Genomic DNA, 18,081 nt, shown 5'->3' on the forward strand with positions numbered 1-18,081 from the left:
GCCCGCATTCCTGGGTGGTGGGTTGTGGGCAAGCAGCAGAAGGACGAATCGTTGGGCGGCGCGAAGGAGTTGGTGCGGGCGCGGGATCAACTGCTCCAGGGCGGGGACACCCGTCATCCGCGGTTGGATGCCGAGGCGCTGCGGCAGGCGCTGGTCGATCTGTACGAGCTGTGGCTCACCACCAAGGGCGCCGAACTGGGTATCACCGCCGACAGCGGGCTGGCGGTCGTCGCGGTCGGCGGGCTGGGCCGTCGGGAGATGCTGCCCTATTCCGATCTGGATCTGATGCTGCTGCACGACGACGTCGATCCCGAGCGGGTCGCCGAGGTGGCCGACCGGCTGTGGTATCCGCTGTGGGACGCCCACATCAAGCTCGACCACAGCGTGCGCACTGTTCCGCAGGCGCTGCGGGTCGCCTCCGGCGATCTGACCGCCGGGCTGGCCATGCTCGAGGCCCGGCACATCGTGGGCGACGGCGAGCTGAGCAATCTGCTGATCGGCGGCGTGCGCCGGGAGTGGCGCACCGGAATCCGTTCCCGCTTCGGCGAGTTGGTGGGGCAGGCCGAGGCGCGCTGGAAGCGCAGCGGCGAGATCGCGCATCGGGCCGAACCCGATCTGAAGAACGGCCGCGGTGGACTGCGCGATATTCAGCTGCTCGACGCCCTGGCCATCGCGCAGCTGACCGATGCCATGCCGGGCCTGGGCCCGGACGTGCCGGGCGGGGGGCTCGAGCAGGCGAAGCGGCGGCTGCTCGATGTGCGCACCGAACTGCATCGGGTAGCCGGACGCGCCCGCGATCAACTGCGCGCCCAGGACGCCGACGAGATCGGCGCGGCCCTGCGCATCGGTGACCGGTTCGATCTGGCCCGCACCCTCAGCGATGCCGCGCGCACGGTCGGCTATTCGGTGGACGTCGGATTGCGCACGGCCGCGAACGCGCTGCCGCGCCGCGGTCTGGCCCGGCTGCGCCGCATGCCGGTGCGCCGCCCACTCGACGAGGGCGTGGTCGAACACGCCGGTGAGGTGGTGCTGGCCCGCGACGCGCGCCCGCAGAAGGATCCCGGCCTGATCCTGCGGGTCGCCGCCGCCTCGGCGCAGACCGGGCTGCCGATGGCGGCGACCACCCTGAACCGTTTGTCCGAGGACGCGCCCGAACTGCGCGAGCCCTGGCCGCGCGAGGCGCTCAACGATCTGCTCGTGCTGCTGGGCACCGGCCGCGGCGCGATCGCGGCGGTCGAGGCGCTGGATCGAACCGGCCTGTGGGGCAGGCTCTTTCCGGAATGGGGCGCGGTCCGCGACCTGCCGCCGCGCGATCCGATGCACACCTGGACCGTGGACCGGCACCTGATCGAGACCGTCGCCTACGCCGGTGCCCTGAGCACCCGGGTGGCGCGGCCGGATCTGCTGCTGCTGGGCGCGCTGCTACACGATATCGGCAAGGGCCGCCCGGAGGATCACAGCGTGGTGGGGGCGGAACTGGCCAATCAGATCGGCCGCCGACTGGGCCTGTGGCCCTCGGATGTGCACACCCTGAGCGCCATCGTCCGCCATCATCTGCTGCTGCCCGACACCGCGACCCGGCGCGACCTGGCCGATCCGGACACCGTGAAAATGGTCGTCGACGCGCTCGACGGCGATCCAGAGCTGCTCGAGCTGCTGCACACCCTGGCCGAGGCCGACTCGCTGGCCACCGGCCCGGGAGTGTGGGGCGACTGGAAGGCGTCGCTGATCGGAGACCTGGTGCGCCGTTGCCGACTGGCGATGGCGGGCGAGCAACTGCCGCAACCGGATCCGATCGATCCGGAGCTGCTGGCCAAGGCCGCGGTCGGTGGGGTGCACGTGGAGCTGCGGCCGGGGACGGGGCGCTATACCCACATCGTCACGGTGATCGCGCCGGATGCCCCGGGCCTGCTCTCCGATGCGGCGGGCGTGCTGGCGCTGCATTCGCTGCGGGTGCTGTCGGCGTCGCTGGGCGGGGCGGGGGAGTCGGCGATCGATACCTTCGTCGTCACACCGAAATTCGGCGATCCACCGGATGCGGGCCTGCTGCGTCAGGAGCTGATCCGGGCCGTCAACGGCGATCTGGACGTGGCGGCCGTCCTCACCAAGCGCGAGCGCGAGGCCGCGCGCCGGGCCAGCCCGTATGCCCAGGCCACGCCGCGAATCAAGTGGAGCGACACCGCGGTCGCGGGTCAGGTGCTGCTGCAACTGCGGGCCGAGGATCGCGTCGGACTGCTGAGCCGGTTGGCGGCGACCCTGGCCCGGGCGGGCGTCGACGTCCGCTGGGCGAAGGTGGTGACCATGGGCGCGGCCGTGGTCGACTCGTTCTGCCTGGATCTCGGCGCGACCGATACCCCCGAGCGCCGGGCGGAGATCGAGGCCGCGCTGCTGGCGGTGGTTCCGCATCCCGGGCCGAAGAACTCCGCGGAAACGGACATTCAGGCCGGGCGAGAATCCAGTTACTGAGCGGTAGCCCCAGACCGATAGTTGCTGGCAAACCTGCTGTTTGCTGGTTAACCAGATCGTTGCGTGTGATCTGGCGCAAGTTATGTCGCAGCTGCTGGAGTCCACTCTAATATCAGGTTCGTCCGAGCTTCGCGGGTGCTGGTCGAGCGTGAGGGGAGCGGGATCGGTGGCTATCGAAGTCGTGTCCTCGTCGATCATGACCAGCGATATGACCCAGCACATCGCGCGCTGCGTCGGCGGCGATCGCTGGGTGGTGTCCTGGCTGCCCGGCCGCACCCTCACCGGGCGGCAGGCGGTCACGGCGATGACCATCGCCTCGACGGTCGCCGATCAGGCCGAACTCAGTGAGGCGGTGTGGTGCGCCCTGGACGGGATGGCTCTCGAGCTGGGGCTGACCGCGCGCGAGGCGGTGGGCATGGTCGCGTCGGAGAATCACGATATCCGCCAGACGCCACGGCCTCGGCGGCGCGTGCTGGAGTAGGCCCCGTACCCTGGTATATCGAGTGACGTCCCCTCGAGAAACCAGGAGCGCGATCGGTGTTCGAATCCCTGTCCGACCGGTTGACCGGTGCCCTGCAGGATCTGCGCGGGAAAGGGCGACTGTCACCGGCCGATATCGACGCGACCGCACGGGAAATTCGACTCGCCCTGCTCGAGGCCGACGTCGCGCTGCCGGTGGTGCGCCAGTTCATCGCGCGAATCAAGGAGCGCGCCAAGGGCGCCGAGGTCTCCGCGGCGCTCAACCCGGCGCAACAGGTCGTCAAGATCGTCAACGAGGAGCTCGTCGGCATCCTCGGCGGGGAGACGCGGCGGCTGCAGTTCGCCAAGAACCCGCCCACGGTCGTCATGCTGGCCGGTCTGCAGGGTGCGGGTAAGACCACGCTGGCCGGAAAGCTCGCGAAATGGCTGAAGGATCAAGGGCATACGCCGCTGCTGGTGGCCTGTGATCTGCAGCGCCCCGGCGCGGTCACCCAGCTGCAGGTGGTCGGCGAGCGGGCCGGGGTGCCGGTGTTCGCGCCGCATCCGGGCACCACTGTGTCCAATGGCGGCGCAAGCGGGGCCTCCGTGGTTACGCAAGCTGCCGCCTCCGGCCCTGACGCTGTCGCCGCGGCAGGCGGCGGGGAGAATCCGCTGGGCGTCACGGCCGCGGATCCGATCGATGTCGCGCGGGCGGGCGTCGAGGAGGCCCGGCAGAAACAGTACGACGTGGTCATCGTCGACACCGCCGGTCGCCTCGGCATCGACGAGGAGCTGATGCGCCAGGCCGCGGGCATCCGCGACGCGGTGCAGCCGGACGAGACGCTGTTCGTCCTCGACGCGATGATCGGCCAGGACGCGGTCACCACCGCCGAGGCCTTCCGCGACGGCGTCGGCTTCACCGGCGTGGTGCTCACCAAGCTCGACGGCGACGCCCGCGGTGGTGCGGCGCTGAGCGTGCGCCAGGTCACCGGTGTGCCGATCCTGTTCGCGTCCACCGGTGAGAAGCTCGAGGACTTCGACGTCTTCCACCCCGACCGCATGTCCAGCCGCATTCTCGGCATGGGTGATCTGCTCACCCTGATCGAGCAGGCCGAACAGGTCTACGACCAGCAGCAGGCCGAGGAGGCCGCGCGCAAGATCGGCTCGGGCGAGATGACCCTCGAGGACTTCCTCGAGCAGATGCTCGCCATCCGCAAGATGGGCCCGATCGCCAACCTGCTCGGCATGCTGCCCGGCGCGAACCAGATGAAGGACGCCCTGGCCGCGGTCGACGACAAGCAGCTGGACCGGGTGCAGGCCATCATTCGCGGCATGACCCCCGCCGAGCGCGAGAATCCGAAGATCATCAACGCCTCTCGCCGCCTGCGCATCGCCAACGGCTCGGGCGTCACGGTGTCGGAGGTCAACCAGCTGGTCGACCGGTTCTTCGAGGCGAAGAAGATGATGGCCATGATGGGCAGGCAGATGGGCCTGCCCGGCGGTCGGCGCGGCGGCAAGAACACCAAGAAGGGGAAGAAGGGCAAGAAGGGCGGTCGCGGCCCGACCCAGCCGAAGATGCGCGGCGGCTTCCCGGGCATGCCCGCGATGCCGGGCGGCATGCCCGCCGGATTCCCGGATCTGTCGAATATGCCCGCGGGCCTCAACGAGCTCCCGCCGGGGCTCGAGGGGATCGATATCTCGAAGCTGAAGTTCCCGAAGAACTAAGGTCGCCGAGCAAGATCGTGACGCGCCGGGCGGTCGCGCAGTAGGTTGTGGGCGAGGCACAACGGCGCGACCAGGAGGCGGTATGCGGCTGCATCTGCGGGGCGTGGTGCTACCGGATGACGAGGTCCGCGACCTGTGGGTGCACGACGGGACGATCTCGTTCGAGCCGGTACGCGATGCCGAAACCCTCTGTCGCACAGGCTGGATCGTGCCCGGCCTGGTCGACGCCCACTGCCACGTCGGGATTCGGTACGGCGGCGGGCATACCGATCGCGACGGCGCGGTGGCCCAGGCCGAGATCGAGCGGGACGCGGGCGCGCTGTTGCTGCGCGACGCGGGATCGCCGATCGACACCCGGTTCATCGACGAGCGCGCGGATCTGCCGAGGATCATCCGGGCCGGTCGGCACATCGCCCGGCCCAAGCGCTATATCCGCGAACTCGGTATCGAACTCGACGACGAACGCGACCTGCCCCGGATCGTGGCCGACCAGGCGCGGCTGGGCGACGGCTGGGTGAAGATCGTCGGTGATTGGATCGATCGGTCAGTCGGCGACCTGCGGCCGCTGTGGAGCGACGCGGTGCTGAAGGAGGCCATCGATGCCGCCCATCGCGAGGGCGCCCGCGTCACCGCGCACGTCTTCGGCGAGGACGCGCTGCCGGGGCTGATCGAGGCCGGAATCGACTGCCTCGAACACGGGACCGGGCTGACCGACGACACCATCGATATGATGGTGCGGCACGGGACCGCGCTGGTGCCGACGCTGATCAATATCGACACCTTCCCCGAGATCGCCGATAGCGCAACGAAATTCCCCGTCTACGCCGCGCACATGCGCGACCTGCACCGACGCGTGCGAGAGACGGTCGGTGACGCGCACGCGGCCGGGGTGCCGATCTACGCGGGAACCGATGCGGGCGGCTCCATCCGGCACGGCCGCATCGCCGATGAGATCGACGCGCTGGCCGGGGCCGGGTTGTCGCGGCACGAGGCGCTGGCCGCGGCCTCGTGGCGGGCGCGCGACTGGCTGGGCCGCCCCGACATCGAAGCGGGTGCGCCCGCGGATTTCGTTGTGTACGAGGCGGATCCGCGCACCGGCCGGGACGTGCTCGACGCGCCCGCATTCGTGGTCCTGCGCGGCCGGGTGTATCCGCGGCGCGACCCCGTGACCGGGCACCGCTGAGCGGCCGCCGTTCTCGCCGCCGTGCGGATGATCGTTCCGGCCGATAGGATTCCGCCACCGGCGCGATACTGGACGGTCGTGTGGGATGGGACAGATGGTTGAGGGGTGTCCCGGCCGCAAATTCCCGCCCCGGTGGGCGCCGCGGCACGGGCGATTTCGGGCGTACGAGTCGAGCCGGTGCCGCGCGCCCCGAGGCCGGGGGCGGCCATGTCGGAATGGGGGTGGAAAGCCGGCCAGATTCTGGGGCTATCAGTTCGGCGAAACCCGATACCGGCAGCTGGTCTACGCGGAGGCCGGTGAGGTGGTCCCGCCTCCCGCGCCGATCCCGGTCGAGGTGGCGACCGCGACCCTGCGGTGACCGAGGCCCGATTTCTTCGGACCGGCCCCCATCTGGCAGAATGGTCGATCGTCCTCGTCGAGGACGGTGTCAGCCCGTCTCCGGTTCCGTACCGCGCGGCGGTCACCGCACCTGACGCAAAACCGGGCCCGCACGCCGTGCGGGTCGCTGAATTGCGACCGTGACCACAATCACCGAAAGGTATCAGCAGCACATGGCTGTCAAGATCAAGCTCACCCGGCTCGGCAAGATTCGCAACCCGCAGTACCGCATCGTCGTCGCCGACGCGCGGACCCGCCGCGACGGCCGGGCCATCGAGAACATCGGCAAGTACCACCCGAAGGAAGAGCCCTCGCTGATCGAGGTCGATTCCGAGCGCGTGCAGTACTGGCTGGGCGTCGGCGCGCAGCCGACCGAGCCGGTCAAGCGCCTGCTGGAGATCACCGGCGACTGGCAGAAGTTCAAGGGTCTGCCGGGCGCCGAGGGCACCCTGAAGGTCAAGGCGGCCAAGCCCTCCAAGCTGGACCTGTTCAACGCCGCGCTGGCCGCCGCCGACAACGAGCCGGTGGCCGAGGCGGTCACCCCGAAGAAGAAGGCCGCCAAGAAGGCCGATGAGGCCGCCGAGGCTCCGGCCGAGACCCAGGCTGCGGAGTAATGAGCGCCGTCGTCGCCGATGCCGTCGAGCACCTGGTTCGCGGCATCGTCGCCAATCCCGATGACGTCCGCGTCGAGCTGATCACCAGCCGGCGCGGGCGTACCGTCGAGGTGCACGTGCACCCGGACGATCTGGGCAAGGTGATCGGTCGCGGCGGCCGCACCGCGACCGCGCTGCGCACCCTCGTCGCCGGTATCGGTGGCCGGGGCATCCGGGTCGACGTGGTCGACACCGACCAGTAAATGGAACTGGTCGTCGGGCGGGTCGCCAAATCCCATGGTGTGCGCGGCGAACTCGTCGTCGAGGTGCGCACCGACGAGCCCGAGTTGAGATTCGCGCCCGGTGCCGTGCTGCGCGGGCGCGCGGCCCGCTCGACGGCGACACAGCAGTACACGGTGGAGTCGGCCCGGGAGCACTCGGGTCGGCTTCTCGTACGGCTGCAAGGCATTTCGGACCGCACCGCGGCCGATGCCCTGCGCGGCACCGTCTTTCTGGTCGACACCGCCGAACTGCCGCCATCGGCCGATCCCGACGAGTTCTACGACCACGAACTCGAGGGCCTGACCGTGAAACTCGGCGACGGCACCGTGGTCGGCGAGGTCACCGAGGTGCTGCACTCGGCCGCGGGAGAACTGCTTTCGGTGCGCGCCGCCGAGGACGGCCGGGAGATTCTCATCCCGTTCGTGACCGCGATCGTGCCGACCGTATCGATCGCCGAGGGCCTGATCGTCATCGATCCGCCCGAGGGCCTGCTCGACGAGGAGTGAGGCGATGACCACCGATTCCTCGTTGCGGATCGATGTGATCACGATCTTCCCCGAATACCTCGAACCGCTGCGAACGGCGTTGCTGGGCAAGGCGATCGATAGGGGCATCGTCGAGCTGGGCGTGCACAATCTGCGCCGCTGGACCCACGATGTGCATCAGGCCGTGGACGACGCACCCTACGGCGGCGGCCCCGGCATGGTCATGAAGCCGACCGTCTGGGGCGATGCGCTCGACGAGGTGTGCCCCGACGACGCACTACTGGTCGTGCCCACCCCCGCGGGCGTGCCGTTCACCCAGGCCACCGCCCGGCGCTGGGCCAGCGAGAAGCACCTGGTCTTCGCCTGCGGCCGTTACGAGGGCATCGATCAGCGCGTCTTCGACGACGCTGGCCGGCGCGTGCGCGTGGAAGAGGTCAGCATCGGCGACTACGTCCTCATCGGCGGCGAGGCCGCGGTGCTGGTGATCGCCGAGGCCGTCGTCCGCCTCATCCCGGGCGTCCTGGGCAATCAGCAGTCGCACCAACAGGATTCGTTCTCCGACGGCCTGCTGGAAGGCCCCAGCTACACCCGCCCGGTGAGCTGGCGCGGCCTGGACGTCCCCGAAATCCTGCTGTCCGGCAACCACGCCAAGATCGAGGCCTGGCGTCGCGAACAGTCCCTGGCCCGCACCCGCGAGCGCCGCCCGGACCTGTTGCCGCCGGAGTAATTCGCACCGAAAGCGCCTGTCACGCAACGCGTCGCCGGGCGCCGCGGCCGCGTTCGACGACCCACCACTCGGCTACCAGCAGCGCGATCGTCCATCCGAGCCAGGTACCGATCCCCGCGGTGACCTCGGTGAGGCGTTCCTGGGGCAGGGCCGGATCCGCGGTGCTCAGCACGATCAGCACGATCGCACCCCACAGGCGATTGCCGATGATCGAGAGGGTGAGCGCGAAACTACGGATCATCCAGCGCCGATGATCGGCGTAGCGGCGTCGGCGGGCCATCCGGAATCCGATCACCGTGCAGGTCAGCCACAGCAGTGCGAGCATCACATTGCTGACCCGCGCGACCGGGCCGAACGGCGAGAAGGCCCCGATGCCCAGGGCGCTCACCCCGGCAGGCAGGACCCCGCCGAATACATAGATCCGTCCGGAGATGCGATGCGCGCGGGGACGGCGCTGCCGGAACCACGGCCAGACCTGCAGGCAGCAGGTGACCATCGCGACCGATCCGAACAACACGTGCGCGACCAGCAGGGGATAGTGCGGCGCGAAGTCGGGCGGTGCGGGGACGCGGGCGCGATCGGGATCGAAGGTCAAATAGGGCGGCACGGAGAAGGCGAGGAAGGCGAAGACGACGAACCCCAGCGGCACCACCCACGGTCGCCGCCACCATCTCTCGCGGCGCGGATCGGGTGTCGGGGGACGAGTCGGTGAGGACGCGGGCGAAGTCGCGGTATCGGTCATGAGGAGCCTTTCGTCTACGTCGTATTTCCGGCTACGACGTATCCCAATCATGGGACTTATCGAGCTCAGTGCCCATTAATTGGTGCACTAGCGCCCTAGTGCACCCTGAGGCACAATGCGGATATGGAGATTCCCGGCCATCCGCTCGAACCGCCGTATCAGCGAATCGCCGCCGAGATCCGCCACCGCATCGAGACCGGCAGTCTGCAACCCGGCGACCCGGTCCCGTCCACCCGGCAGCTCACCCGTCGCTACGGCGTGGCGATGGCGACCGCCACCAAGGCCCTGTCGCTGCTGCGGCGCGACGGCCTGGTCGAGCCGGTGGCCGGAGTCGGAACCGTGGTCCGGCCGCGCCCACCCGCCCGGCCCGGTCCGCGCCCGGTGCGCCCCGCCTGGTCCGCGGCGTCGGATCCGCGGCCGCATCGAGATGCCATCGTGCGCACCGGAATCGCCATCGCCGACGCCGAGGGACTGCGGGCGGTCTCGATGCGCCGGATCGGCGCCGAACTCGGCGTCGGCGCCATGGCCCTGTACCGCTACGTGGGGAACAAGGAGGAGCTGTCGGCCCTGATGGCCGATGCCGTCTTCGGCGAGGAGCCGTTGCCCGAACCCGGCCCAACGGACTGGCTCGACCGGCTGGAGTTGCTCGCGCGGCAACGCTGGCGCATGTACCGCCGCCATCCGTGGGTTGCCGGACTGGTTGCGTCGCTGGCCGATCCGCCGCTGCTGCCGCATGCCATCGCCCAGGTGGAGTGGTCGCTGGTCGGCACGCGCGCGCTCGGCCTCGAGCCGATCGTGGTGGCCCGAGCGATGATCACGCTCGCGGGCTATGTCACCGGCATCGCCGTCAGCTGGGCCACCGAGAGCCGATCGCTCGGCGAGCCCGACGGATTCCGGCGCTCCTCCGATGCGTCGGCCGTCGACGCGATTTTCGGCTCGGGCCGGTTCCCGCTGGTCACCGAATTGGAGGTCGAGCTCGACGAACTGCGCGACATGGACGCGATGTTCGAATTCGGCCTGCGCCGCCAGCTCGACGGTCTCGCCGCCTACCTGGGCCGTCGCTGATCCGGCGGCCGTCGAAGCGGCTGCGGCCGTTCCGCTTCGACGCGACACCTTGCCGGATTGTCGGGGGAACTCTGTAGTGTCTGCGGGCGTGACGACAGCCTCCGAACCCGTCAGCACCGCAGCCGCTGGTTCCGCGCCGAACGCCGGAACCGTCCGCCCAGCCAGCGTGAGCCGTCGCATCGCCGACGAGCTGAGCGTGCGCGACGAGCAGGTCCGCGCCGCCGTCGAACTGCTCGACGGCGGGTCGACGGTGCCGTTCATCGCGCGCTACCGCAAGGAGGTCACCGGCGGACTCGACGACGCGCAGTTGCGGCAGCTGGAGGAGCGGCTGCACTATCTGCGCGAACTGGACGAGCGTCGGGCGTCGATCCTCGAATCCATCCGCGGCCAGGGCAAATTGGACGCCGCGCTGGAACAGCAGATCATGCTCGCCGAGACCAAGGCCCGGCTCGAGGACATCTACCTGCCCTATAAGCCCAAGCGCCGCACCAAGGCCCAGATCGCGCGCGAGGCCGGGCACGAGCCGGTGGCCGATGCGCTGATCAACGATCCGACCACCGATCCGGCCCAGTACAGCGCCGAACAGCTCGATGGCGCCCGCGCGATCCTGGTGGAGCGCTTCGCCGAGGATGCCGACCTGGTCGGCGAGCTGCGCGAGCTGATGTGGAACCGGGGGCAGATCACCTCCCGGGTGCGCGCGGGCAAGGAGGAGGCGGGTGCGAAATTCGCCGACTACTTCGAATTCAGCGAGCCCTTCACCAAACTGCCCTCGCATCGCATCCTGGCCCTGCTGCGCGGTGAGAAGGAGGAGGTCCTCACCCTGCACCTCGAGCCGGATGCCGAGGAGCCCGAGCCGGGGGAGCGGACCATCTACGAGGGCCGCATCGCGCTGAAGTTCGGCATCGCCGATCAGGGCCGCCCGGCCGATTCCTGGCTGCTGGACACCGTGCGCTGGGCCTGGCGGACCAAGCTACAGGTGAGCCTTGGCATCGATGTCCGGATGCGGCTGCGGCAGTCCGCCGAGAAGGACGCGGTCGACGTCTTCGCCGCCAACCTGCGCGATCTGCTGCTGGCCGCGCCCGCCGGGACGCGCACGACCATGGGCCTGGACCCGGGCTACCGCACCGGCGTCAAGGTCGCCGTCGTCGACGGCACCGGCAAGGTGGTCGCCACCGAGACCATCTACCCGCACAAGCCGCAGGGCCAGACCGAGAAGTCGCTGGCGGTGCTGGCCGCCCTGGTCGCCAGGTTCAACGTCGAGCTCATCGCCATCGGCAACGGCACCGCCTCGCGCGAGACCGACGCCCTTGCCGCCGAGCTGATCTCGCGGATTCCGGAGAACAAGCCCACCAAGATCGTTGTTTCGGAGGCGGGCGCGTCGGTGTACTCGGCCTCGGCCTATGCCTCGGCCGAACTGCCGGAGCTGGACGTATCGCTGCGTGGCGCGGTGTCGATCGCCCGCCGCCTGCAGGACCCGCTGGCCGAGCTGGTGAAGATCGATCCGAAGTCCATCGGCGTCGGCCAGTATCAGCACGACGTATCCGAGACGCTGCTGGCCCGCTCGCTCGGCGCGGTGGTCGAGGACGCGGTGAACGCGGTCGGCGTGGATGTGAACACCGCCTCGGTGCCGCTGCTGTCGCGGGTGTCGGGCATCTCCGCCTCGGTCGCGGAATCCATTGTGGCGCATCGCGATCAGAACGGGCCGTTCCGCAGCCGCACCGCGCTGCTGAGCGTGCCGCGACTGGGGCCCAAGGCATTCGAGCAGTGCGCGGGCTTCCTGCGCATCCGCGGCGGCGACGATCCGCTCGACAGCTCGGCGGTGCATCCCGAGGCGTATCCGGTGGTCCGGCGCATCCTCGACGACACCGGGCGCGGGGTGCTCGAACTCATCGGCAACACCTCGGTGCTGCGCTCGCTGCGCCCGGACAAGTTCACCGACGAGAAGTTCGGTGTCCCGACCGTCACCGACATCATCGCCGAGCTGGAGAAGCCCGGCCGCGACCCGCGCCCGGAGTTCAAGACCGCCGAATTCGCCGCGGGCATCGAGAAGGTCGCCGACCTGAAGCCCGGCATGGTCCTCGAGGGTGTGGTCACCAACGTCGCCGCCTTCGGCGCATTCGTCGACATCGGCGTCCACCAGGACGGCCTGGTCCATGTCTCGGCCATGTCGCACAACTTCGTCCGCGACCCCCGCGAGGTCGTCAAGTCCGGCGACGTGGTGAAGGTCAAGGTCCTCGAGGTCGACGTGGCCCGCCAGCGCATCGGCCTGTCCCTGCGCCTGGACGACGAGCCCGGCGCTGGCGGCAAGCCCGACCGCACCGACAACCGCGGCCAGCGCGGCGGCGGCAATCAGCGCCAGCGCCCCCAGAGGCAGCAGCGTCACAACCAGAATCGCGGTGGCAATCAGCGCCGCAACGCCCCCGAACCCACCGGCTCGATGGCGGACGCCCTGCGTCGCGCGGGCTTCGGCCGCTAGCCACCCACTCGCCCGATCGGCCGCCCGGATCCTCCGGGCGGCCGAGGTCGTACCGGTGGACGAAACATCAACGGAGCGAGCCGGTTCGGGGCCGCGGCGGTGTTCGGGCGTGACCGTGCTCGGGCCCGACGGAGTCGTGGCGAGCCGGGCACCACGGGAGTCTTCGGTAGCGTCGGGTTGCAGCACCCATTCGACGGCTGAGGTTCGGGCGATGGTCGGGTGGGTGCTGCACAATGTGGCAGGCGGACCGATCGTGACACCCGACAGGCGGAGACGACTGGAGTATGGCGGATCTACGGCGGTGGTTCGATGATTCCGTGCTGGCCGCGGGGCGGCTGCCGCTGATGTGCTTTCTGCTCGGATTCATCGTGGGATTTCTGCTGATTCGGCTCAGCGTGCGGTTGATTCGCAAGCAGGTGCGGTGGTGGCCGGGCAATCTGCGGGCGGGGGATGTGCACATCCACCACATGGTGTTCGGGGTCGTGCTGGTCCTGGTGTCGGGGATCGGGCTGGTCACGATGTATCAGAGCAGTGTGGGGACGGTCAGTGCGCTGGCCGCGGCGTTCGGGGTCGGGGCGGCGCTGGTGCTCGACGAATTCGCGCTGATCTACTATCTGCGCGACGTCTACTGGGAGGAGCAGGGCCGGACCTCGGTCGACGCGGTGTTCGTCGCGCTCGCGGTGACCGGGCTGCTGCTGCTCGGATTCCATCCGCTGTGGCTGCTCGACATCAACGACATCCGCCACGACGACAGCGCGCCGGCGCGCGTGCTCGTCAGCCTGTTCGCCGTCGTGAACCTGGGTCTGGCCGCGATCGTCATCGCCAAGGGCAAGATTTGGACAGGCCTGTTCGGAATGTTCTTCCTGCCGTTGCTGATTGTTGGCGCGTTGCGGCTGAGTCGCCCGGGAGCGCCCTGGGCGCGCTGGCGGTACGCGGGCCGCTCGCGGCTCATGCAGCGCGCGATCCGCCGGGAACGCCGCTATCGCAGACCTGTGATTCGCGCCAAGATATTCGTCCAAGACCTGATAGCGGGCAAACCGGACGTTGCGCACGTCCGTCGCGCCGCCGAGGAGGAATTGGCCAGGACAGTGGTTCCTGCCCCCGCGCCGCCGCACCCAAACCGTGGTAGCAGACACGTTGCTGGCACTCCCTAGACGTGCCACTGTGGAAGCATGGCCTATGTAGTCGGGGACTATCTGCTCGATCGGTTGCACGAACTGGGCGTCACCGAAATCTTCGGTGTCCCGGGCGATTTCAACCTCCGCTTCCTCGATCACATCGTCGCCCACGAGGGTGTGCGGTGGGTCGGCGGCGCGAACGAACTCAATGCCGGATACTCGGCCGACGGGTACGCGCGACTGCGCGGCATCGGCGCGGTCGTGACCACCTACGGCGTCGGTGAGCTGAGCGCGGCCAACGCGATCGCGGGCAGTTATGCCGAACGCGTGCCCGTGGTGCACATCGTCGGCGTCCCCGCCAAGGACATCCAGGCCAACCACCGCGTCATCCACCACACCCTCGGCGACGGCGATTTCCACCACTTCCGCCGGATCGCCGCCGAGATCACCTGTGCCCAGGCCGATCTGGGCGCGGCCGACGCCTGCGCCGAGATCGATCGCGTGCTGCGCGCGGTGCGAGTGCACCGGCGGCCCGGCTACCTCATGCTCGCCACCGATGTGGCGCAGGTCGAGGTGGAACCGCCGAGCACCCCGCTGGCCCCGCCTGCCGACTTCTCCAGCCCCGGCGCGCGGGCGGCCTTCGAGCAGGCGGCGCGCGAATTCCTGGGCGGCAAGCGGGTGACCGTGCTGGCCGACGTATTCGTCGACCGCGTCGGCGCCACCGAGCAGCTGCGCAAGCTGGTGAGCGGCGCGAATCTGCCGCATGCCACGCTGGCCTGGGGCAAGACCCTCGTCGACGAGTCCGCGCCCAACTTCCTGGGCGTCTATTCCGGCGCCGCCTCCGATCCGGTCGTCCGCGACGCCGTCGAGGAGGCCGAGCGTCTGGTGACCGTCGGCGTGCAGTTCACCGACACCATCACCGCCGGATTCAGCCAGCGTGTGGATCCGCGGCGCACCATCGATATCGGGGCCGATCGCACCGTCATCGGCGGGGTCGACGCGTACGCGCCCCTGTCGCTGGCCACGGCCCTGCGGATCCTCACCGACATCGCCGCGGAATTCGCGCCCGCCGAGGCCACCGCGGGCGGCGACGCCGCCGCACCGCAACCACCGGCCGACGGCCCGCTGACCCAGGCCGCCCTGTGGCCGCTGGTCGCGGACGCCCTGGGTGACAACAACATCGTGGTCGCCGATCAGGGCACGGCCTTCTTCGGCCTGGCCACCCTGCGGATGCCCGCGGGCATCACCTTCCTCGGCCAGCCGCTGTGGGGTTCGATCGGCTACACCCTGCCCGCGGCCCTCGGCGCGGGGCTGGCCTGTCCCGACCGCCGTCCCGTGCTGGTGATCGGCGACGGCGCGGCGCAGCTGACCATTCAGGAGCTCGGTGTCTGGATTCGCGAGCGGGTGCCCGGCGTCATCGTGCTGGTCAACAACAACGGTTACGCCGTCGAGCGGGCGATCCACGGGGAGCGCGCCCCCTACAACGACATCGCACCCTGGCGCTGGGACACCCTGCCGTACGCCTTCGGCGCCGATCCGGAGGCGGTATCGGTGCTACGCGCGCGTACGGTGGGCGAGCTGCGTGATTGCCTGAGTGCCGCCGCGGCGGCCCGGGATCGGCTCGTGCTGCTCGAGGTGTGCACCGATACCGTGGACTATCCGCCCTTCATGACCGAGGTGTCGGCGGCGATCACCGCGGCGAATTCGCGGTCCTGAGCGCGCGGCGGACCCGATTAACGGTGCGGTCGCGCGATCTGGCACAATAACCGGGTTGCCCTGGGCCGTCGAGGTCCGGCGCACCGACCGTATCCGGAGCACGAACCGGTAGAGCTGGACGCCGCCAGGTTCCTCTGTTCACGCGAACTTCCAAAGGACGGAAATGAACACCCTCGACTTCGTCGACGAAAAGTCGCTGCGCAGCGATGTCCCGGACTTCCGACCCGGCGACACGATCAACGTGCACGTGAAGGTCATCGAAGGTAACAAGGAGCGCATCCAGGTCTTCAAGGGCGTCGTCATCCGGCGTCAGGGTGGCGGCATCCGCGAGACCTTTACGGTCCGCAAGGTCTCCTTCGGTGTCGGCGTCGAGCGCACCTTCCCGGTGCACAGCCCCAACATCGACCACATCGATGTCGTGACCCGCGGCGATGTCCGTCGGGCCAAGCTGTACTACCTGCGCGATCTGCGCGGCAAGGCCGCCAAGATCAAGGAAAAGCGCTGAGCGGCAGCCTCGACCGCAAGACCCCCGGCCCGGCCGGGGGTCTTTTGTTTCATCCGGATGCGACCGTGCGGTTTTCATGGCATACGCTCAGCCCGAGGCACGCCCACCCGGGGTGCGCTGGGCTAGTCTGTTCGGCGTGGCAGAGGAGAGTGAGTCGGTGACGGTGCCGGAACCAGGCGACGAACGCGCGGGCGACCCCTCGCCGAAGCGGCGGCGCGGACGAGAGAAGAAGAATCGTCCGTTCTGGCAGGAACTCCCGATCCTGATCGTCATCGCGGCGGTGATCGCGGCGCTGGTGGTCAACTTCATCGGCCGCCCGTATGTGATCCCGTCGGAGTCGATGGAAACGACCCTGCACGGCTGCGCCGGTTGTACCGGCGATCGCATCTACGTCGAGAAGCTCAGCTACGACTTCGGCGATCCCAAGCCCGGTGACGTGGTGGTCTTCGTCGGCCCCACCGACTCCTGGAACCGGCTCTACCACTCCAACCGCTCGACCAATACCGTCAAGCGGGGCATCCAGAACTTCTTCTCCTTCTTCGGCCTCGTGCCCCCGGACGAGAACGACCTGGTCAAGCGGGTCATCGCGACCGGCGGTCAGACCGTGCAGTGTTGTGACGCGCAGGGCCGGGTGATGGTGGACGGCAAGCCGCTGGACGAGCCGTACGCCCGCTATGTGCTGCCCTACGAGCCCGGCTTGCCCTATGCCAACTCCGGCGGCCGGGGCCGGGAGTTCGGTCCGGTCAAGGTTCCCGAGGGCAACCTCTGGGTGATGGGCGACAACCGCAACCGTTCGGCCGACTCGCGTGCCCACATGGAGGACCAATACCAGGGCACCGTGCCGGTGAGCGATGTGCGCGGCAAGGCGGTGTTCAAGATCTGGCCGCCCAACCGCATCGGTCCGATCCGCTCGCAGAACCCGCAGTAGGCCGCGGGCCCGCGCGAGGCGAACACATCGGCACGGCATAATCGAACGGTGGGTGCAGTGGGGCGCAATCAGCAGCGCGTCGCTCGGAACGGTAAGGGCGGCAGAGTAATTCGGTCCATCACTGTCCGCGGCGGGGATTGGCCGCCGCGCGTGGTGATGCGCAAGGCGGGCGGGCTGCGCACGCTCGAGGCGGCGCTGATCCGCAGCGGTCTGGGGCCGGTCGCCGGGGTGGACGAGGCCGGGCGCGGTTGCTGCGCCGGTCCGCTCGTGGTGGCCTCGTGTCTGCTCGCCCCCAAGGCCTACGATTCGCTGGCCGATCTCGACGACTCCAAGAAGCTGACCGAGGCGACCCGGGAGCGGCTGTTCCCGATCATCCAGCGCCGGGCGCTGGCCTGGAAGGTCGTGGTCATTCCCGCCTGGGAGATCGACCGGATCGGCATCCACGTCGCCAATATCGAGGGCATGCGTCGCGCGGTGATGGGCCTGGACCTCGTGCCCGGATATGTGCTCACCGACGGCTTCCGGGTGCCCGGCATTCCGGTGCCGTCGCTGCCGGTGATCGGCGGCGACGCGGCGGCGGCCTGCATCGCCGCGGCCAGCATCCTGGCGAAGGTGACCCGCGACCGCCTGATGGTCGAGCTGGACCAACGCCTGCCCGGGTATGGATTCGCCGCCCACAAGGGTTACAACACACCCGAACACATGGCCGCGCTGAAGGAGCTCGGCCCCAGTAGTGAACATCGCCGCTCGTGGCGCAATGTCCGGCTGACCGATGCGCTGGATCCGGTGGAGATCGAGCCGGACATGCCGGATGGGACGCGAGTGGCTGCCGATGCCGCGCATGCGAGATGATGTCAATATCCGCATAAGTGGCGAGAAGGAGGACGTCCCACCCGATGAGTGCCGAGGACCTCGAGAAGTACGAAACCGAGATGGAGCTCTCGCTGTATCGCGAGTACAAGGACATCGTCGGTCAGTTCTCGTACGTGGTGGAGACCGAGCGCCGCTTCTACCTCGCCAATTCCGTCGAACTGCGACCGCAGAACGCCGACGGTGAGGTGTATTTCGAGGTGCGCATGTCCGACGCCTGGGTATGGGACATGTACCGCCCCGCCCGGTTCGTCAAACACGTCCGGGTCATCACGTTCAAGGATGTGAACATCGAGGAGCTGGAGAAACCGGATCTGCGGCTGCCCGAGTAGGCCGGACTTGTCCACAGCCCCCCGGTTATCC

General features: G+C 69.2%; 17 protein-coding genes. 16 read left to right on the top strand and 1 reads right to left on the bottom strand.

Annotation, left to right across the window (positions count from 1 at the left end; genetic code table 11):
• The first annotated feature begins 24 nt into the window (after window positions 1–24).
• The 8 genes from NDR87_RS10335 to trmD all read left to right on the top strand — a co-directional run bounded on the left by NDR87_RS10335 (window position 25) and on the right by trmD (window position 8,298).
• Entirely contained in the window at window positions 25–2,466 is a 2,442-nt protein-coding gene (locus NDR87_RS10335) for a [protein-PII] uridylyltransferase (protein ID WP_251910950.1), read from the top strand.
• 166 nt (window positions 2,467–2,632) lie between these two features.
• Entirely contained in the window at window positions 2,633–2,947 is a 315-nt protein-coding gene (locus NDR87_RS10340; RefSeq protein ID WP_251910951.1) for a hypothetical protein, read from the top strand.
• A 56-nt stretch (window positions 2,948–3,003) separates the two neighbouring features.
• Window positions 3,004–4,650, top strand: coding sequence for a signal recognition particle protein (locus NDR87_RS10345; RefSeq protein ID WP_251910952.1), 1,647 nt, complete (start codon window positions 3,004–3,006; stop codon window positions 4,648–4,650).
• Between the two features lie 82 nt (window positions 4,651–4,732).
• Window positions 4,733–5,833 carry an amidohydrolase family protein gene (locus NDR87_RS10350; protein WP_251910953.1) on the top strand — a complete coding sequence of 367 codons (1,101 nt, stop codon included), beginning with the start codon at window positions 4,733–4,735 and terminating at the stop codon, window positions 5,831–5,833.
• A 551-nt stretch (window positions 5,834–6,384) separates the two neighbouring features.
• A complete protein-coding gene (gene rpsP / locus NDR87_RS10355) occupies window positions 6,385–6,825 on the top strand; it encodes a 30S ribosomal protein S16 (protein WP_251910954.1) in 441 nt (146 codons plus the stop codon).
• The gene (locus NDR87_RS10360) at window positions 6,825–7,067 is read left to right on the top strand and encodes an RNA-binding protein (protein WP_062511633.1); all 243 of its coding nucleotides are present in this window, start codon (window positions 6,825–6,827) and stop codon (window positions 7,065–7,067) included. The genes rpsP and NDR87_RS10360 overlap by 1 nt, the downstream gene beginning before the upstream one ends.
• Window positions 7,068–7,592, top strand: coding sequence for a ribosome maturation factor RimM (rimM, locus tag NDR87_RS10365; protein ID WP_251910955.1), 525 nt, complete (start codon window positions 7,068–7,070; stop codon window positions 7,590–7,592).
• A 22-nt stretch (window positions 7,593–7,614) separates the two neighbouring features.
• Entirely contained in the window at window positions 7,615–8,298 is a 684-nt protein-coding gene (trmD, locus tag NDR87_RS10370) for a tRNA (guanosine(37)-N1)-methyltransferase TrmD (RefSeq protein ID WP_251911824.1), read from the top strand.
• A gap of 19 nt (window positions 8,299–8,317) precedes the next feature.
• Here the strand turns inward: trmD and NDR87_RS10375 are convergent, their stop codons facing one another.
• Entirely contained in the window at window positions 8,318–9,040 is a 723-nt protein-coding gene (locus NDR87_RS10375) for a DUF2306 domain-containing protein (RefSeq protein WP_251910956.1), read from the bottom strand.
• Between the two features lie 123 nt (window positions 9,041–9,163).
• On the opposite strand from NDR87_RS10375, the gene NDR87_RS10380 reads away from it, so the two are divergent.
• The 8 genes from NDR87_RS10380 (at window position 9,164) to NDR87_RS10415 (ending at window position 18,050) form a co-directional block, all read left to right on the top strand.
• Window positions 9,164–10,105, top strand: coding sequence for a TetR/AcrR family transcriptional regulator C-terminal domain-containing protein (locus tag NDR87_RS10380; protein ID WP_251910957.1), 942 nt, complete (start codon window positions 9,164–9,166; stop codon window positions 10,103–10,105).
• A gap of 166 nt (window positions 10,106–10,271) precedes the next feature.
• A complete protein-coding gene (locus NDR87_RS10385) occupies window positions 10,272–12,581 on the top strand; it encodes a Tex family protein (RefSeq protein WP_251911825.1) in 2,310 nt (769 codons plus the stop codon).
• A gap of 284 nt (window positions 12,582–12,865) precedes the next feature.
• Window positions 12,866–13,735, top strand: a complete 870-nt coding sequence (locus NDR87_RS10390) for a hypothetical protein (protein WP_251910958.1) — start codon at window positions 12,866–12,868, stop codon at window positions 13,733–13,735.
• 18 nt (window positions 13,736–13,753) lie between these two features.
• Window positions 13,754–15,415 (top strand): alpha-keto acid decarboxylase family protein, encoded by a 1,662-nt coding sequence (locus NDR87_RS10395; protein ID WP_251910959.1) that lies wholly within the window; start codon window positions 13,754–13,756, stop codon window positions 15,413–15,415.
• 163 nt (window positions 15,416–15,578) lie between these two features.
• Entirely contained in the window at window positions 15,579–15,920 is a 342-nt protein-coding gene (rplS, locus tag NDR87_RS10400) for a 50S ribosomal protein L19 (RefSeq protein ID WP_251910960.1), read from the top strand.
• A gap of 136 nt (window positions 15,921–16,056) precedes the next feature.
• The gene (gene lepB / locus NDR87_RS10405; RefSeq protein WP_372494129.1) at window positions 16,057–16,848 is read left to right on the top strand and encodes a signal peptidase I; all 792 of its coding nucleotides are present in this window, start codon (window positions 16,057–16,059) and stop codon (window positions 16,846–16,848) included.
• 117 nt (window positions 16,849–16,965) lie between these two features.
• On the top strand, window positions 16,966–17,700 hold the full coding sequence (locus tag NDR87_RS10410; RefSeq protein WP_308212081.1) for a ribonuclease HII: 735 nt from the start codon (window positions 16,966–16,968) through the stop codon (window positions 17,698–17,700).
• A gap of 44 nt (window positions 17,701–17,744) precedes the next feature.
• Window positions 17,745–18,050, top strand: coding sequence for a DUF2469 domain-containing protein (locus NDR87_RS10415; protein WP_011210678.1), 306 nt, complete (start codon window positions 17,745–17,747; stop codon window positions 18,048–18,050).
• The last annotated feature ends 31 nt before the right edge of the window (window positions 18,051–18,081 follow it).

Source organism: Nocardia sp. CDC159 (assembly GCF_023740735.1).
GTDB classification, from domain to species: Bacteria; Actinomycetota; Actinomycetes; order Mycobacteriales; family Mycobacteriaceae; genus Nocardia; species Nocardia pulmonis.

Excerpts from the sequence above, each read along its gene's own strand:
- NDR87_RS10390 (WP_251910958.1), top strand. The coding sequence starts at position 12,866 with ATGGCGGATCTACGGCGGTGGTTCGATGATTCCGTGCTGGCCGCGGGG.
- NDR87_RS10360 (WP_062511633.1), top strand. The coding sequence starts at position 6,825 with ATGAGCGCCGTCGTCGCCGATGCCGTCGAGCACCTGGTTCGCGGCATC.
- rpsP (WP_251910954.1), top strand. The coding sequence starts at position 6,385 with ATGGCTGTCAAGATCAAGCTCACCCGGCTCGGCAAGATTCGCAACCCG.
- NDR87_RS10380 (WP_251910957.1), top strand. The coding sequence starts at position 9,164 with ATGGAGATTCCCGGCCATCCGCTCGAACCGCCGTATCAGCGAATCGCC.
- NDR87_RS10350 (WP_251910953.1), top strand. The coding sequence starts at position 4,733 with ATGCGGCTGCATCTGCGGGGCGTGGTGCTACCGGATGACGAGGTCCGC.
- rplS (WP_251910960.1), top strand. The coding sequence starts at position 15,579 with ATGAACACCCTCGACTTCGTCGACGAAAAGTCGCTGCGCAGCGATGTC.
- rimM (WP_251910955.1), top strand. The coding sequence starts at position 7,068 with ATGGAACTGGTCGTCGGGCGGGTCGCCAAATCCCATGGTGTGCGCGGC.
- NDR87_RS10395 (WP_251910959.1), top strand. The coding sequence starts at position 13,754 with ATGGCCTATGTAGTCGGGGACTATCTGCTCGATCGGTTGCACGAACTG.
- NDR87_RS10415 (WP_011210678.1), top strand. The coding sequence starts at position 17,745 with ATGAGTGCCGAGGACCTCGAGAAGTACGAAACCGAGATGGAGCTCTCG.
- NDR87_RS10375 (WP_251910956.1), bottom strand. The coding sequence starts at position 9,040 with ATGACCGATACCGCGACTTCGCCCGCGTCCTCACCGACTCGTCCCCCG.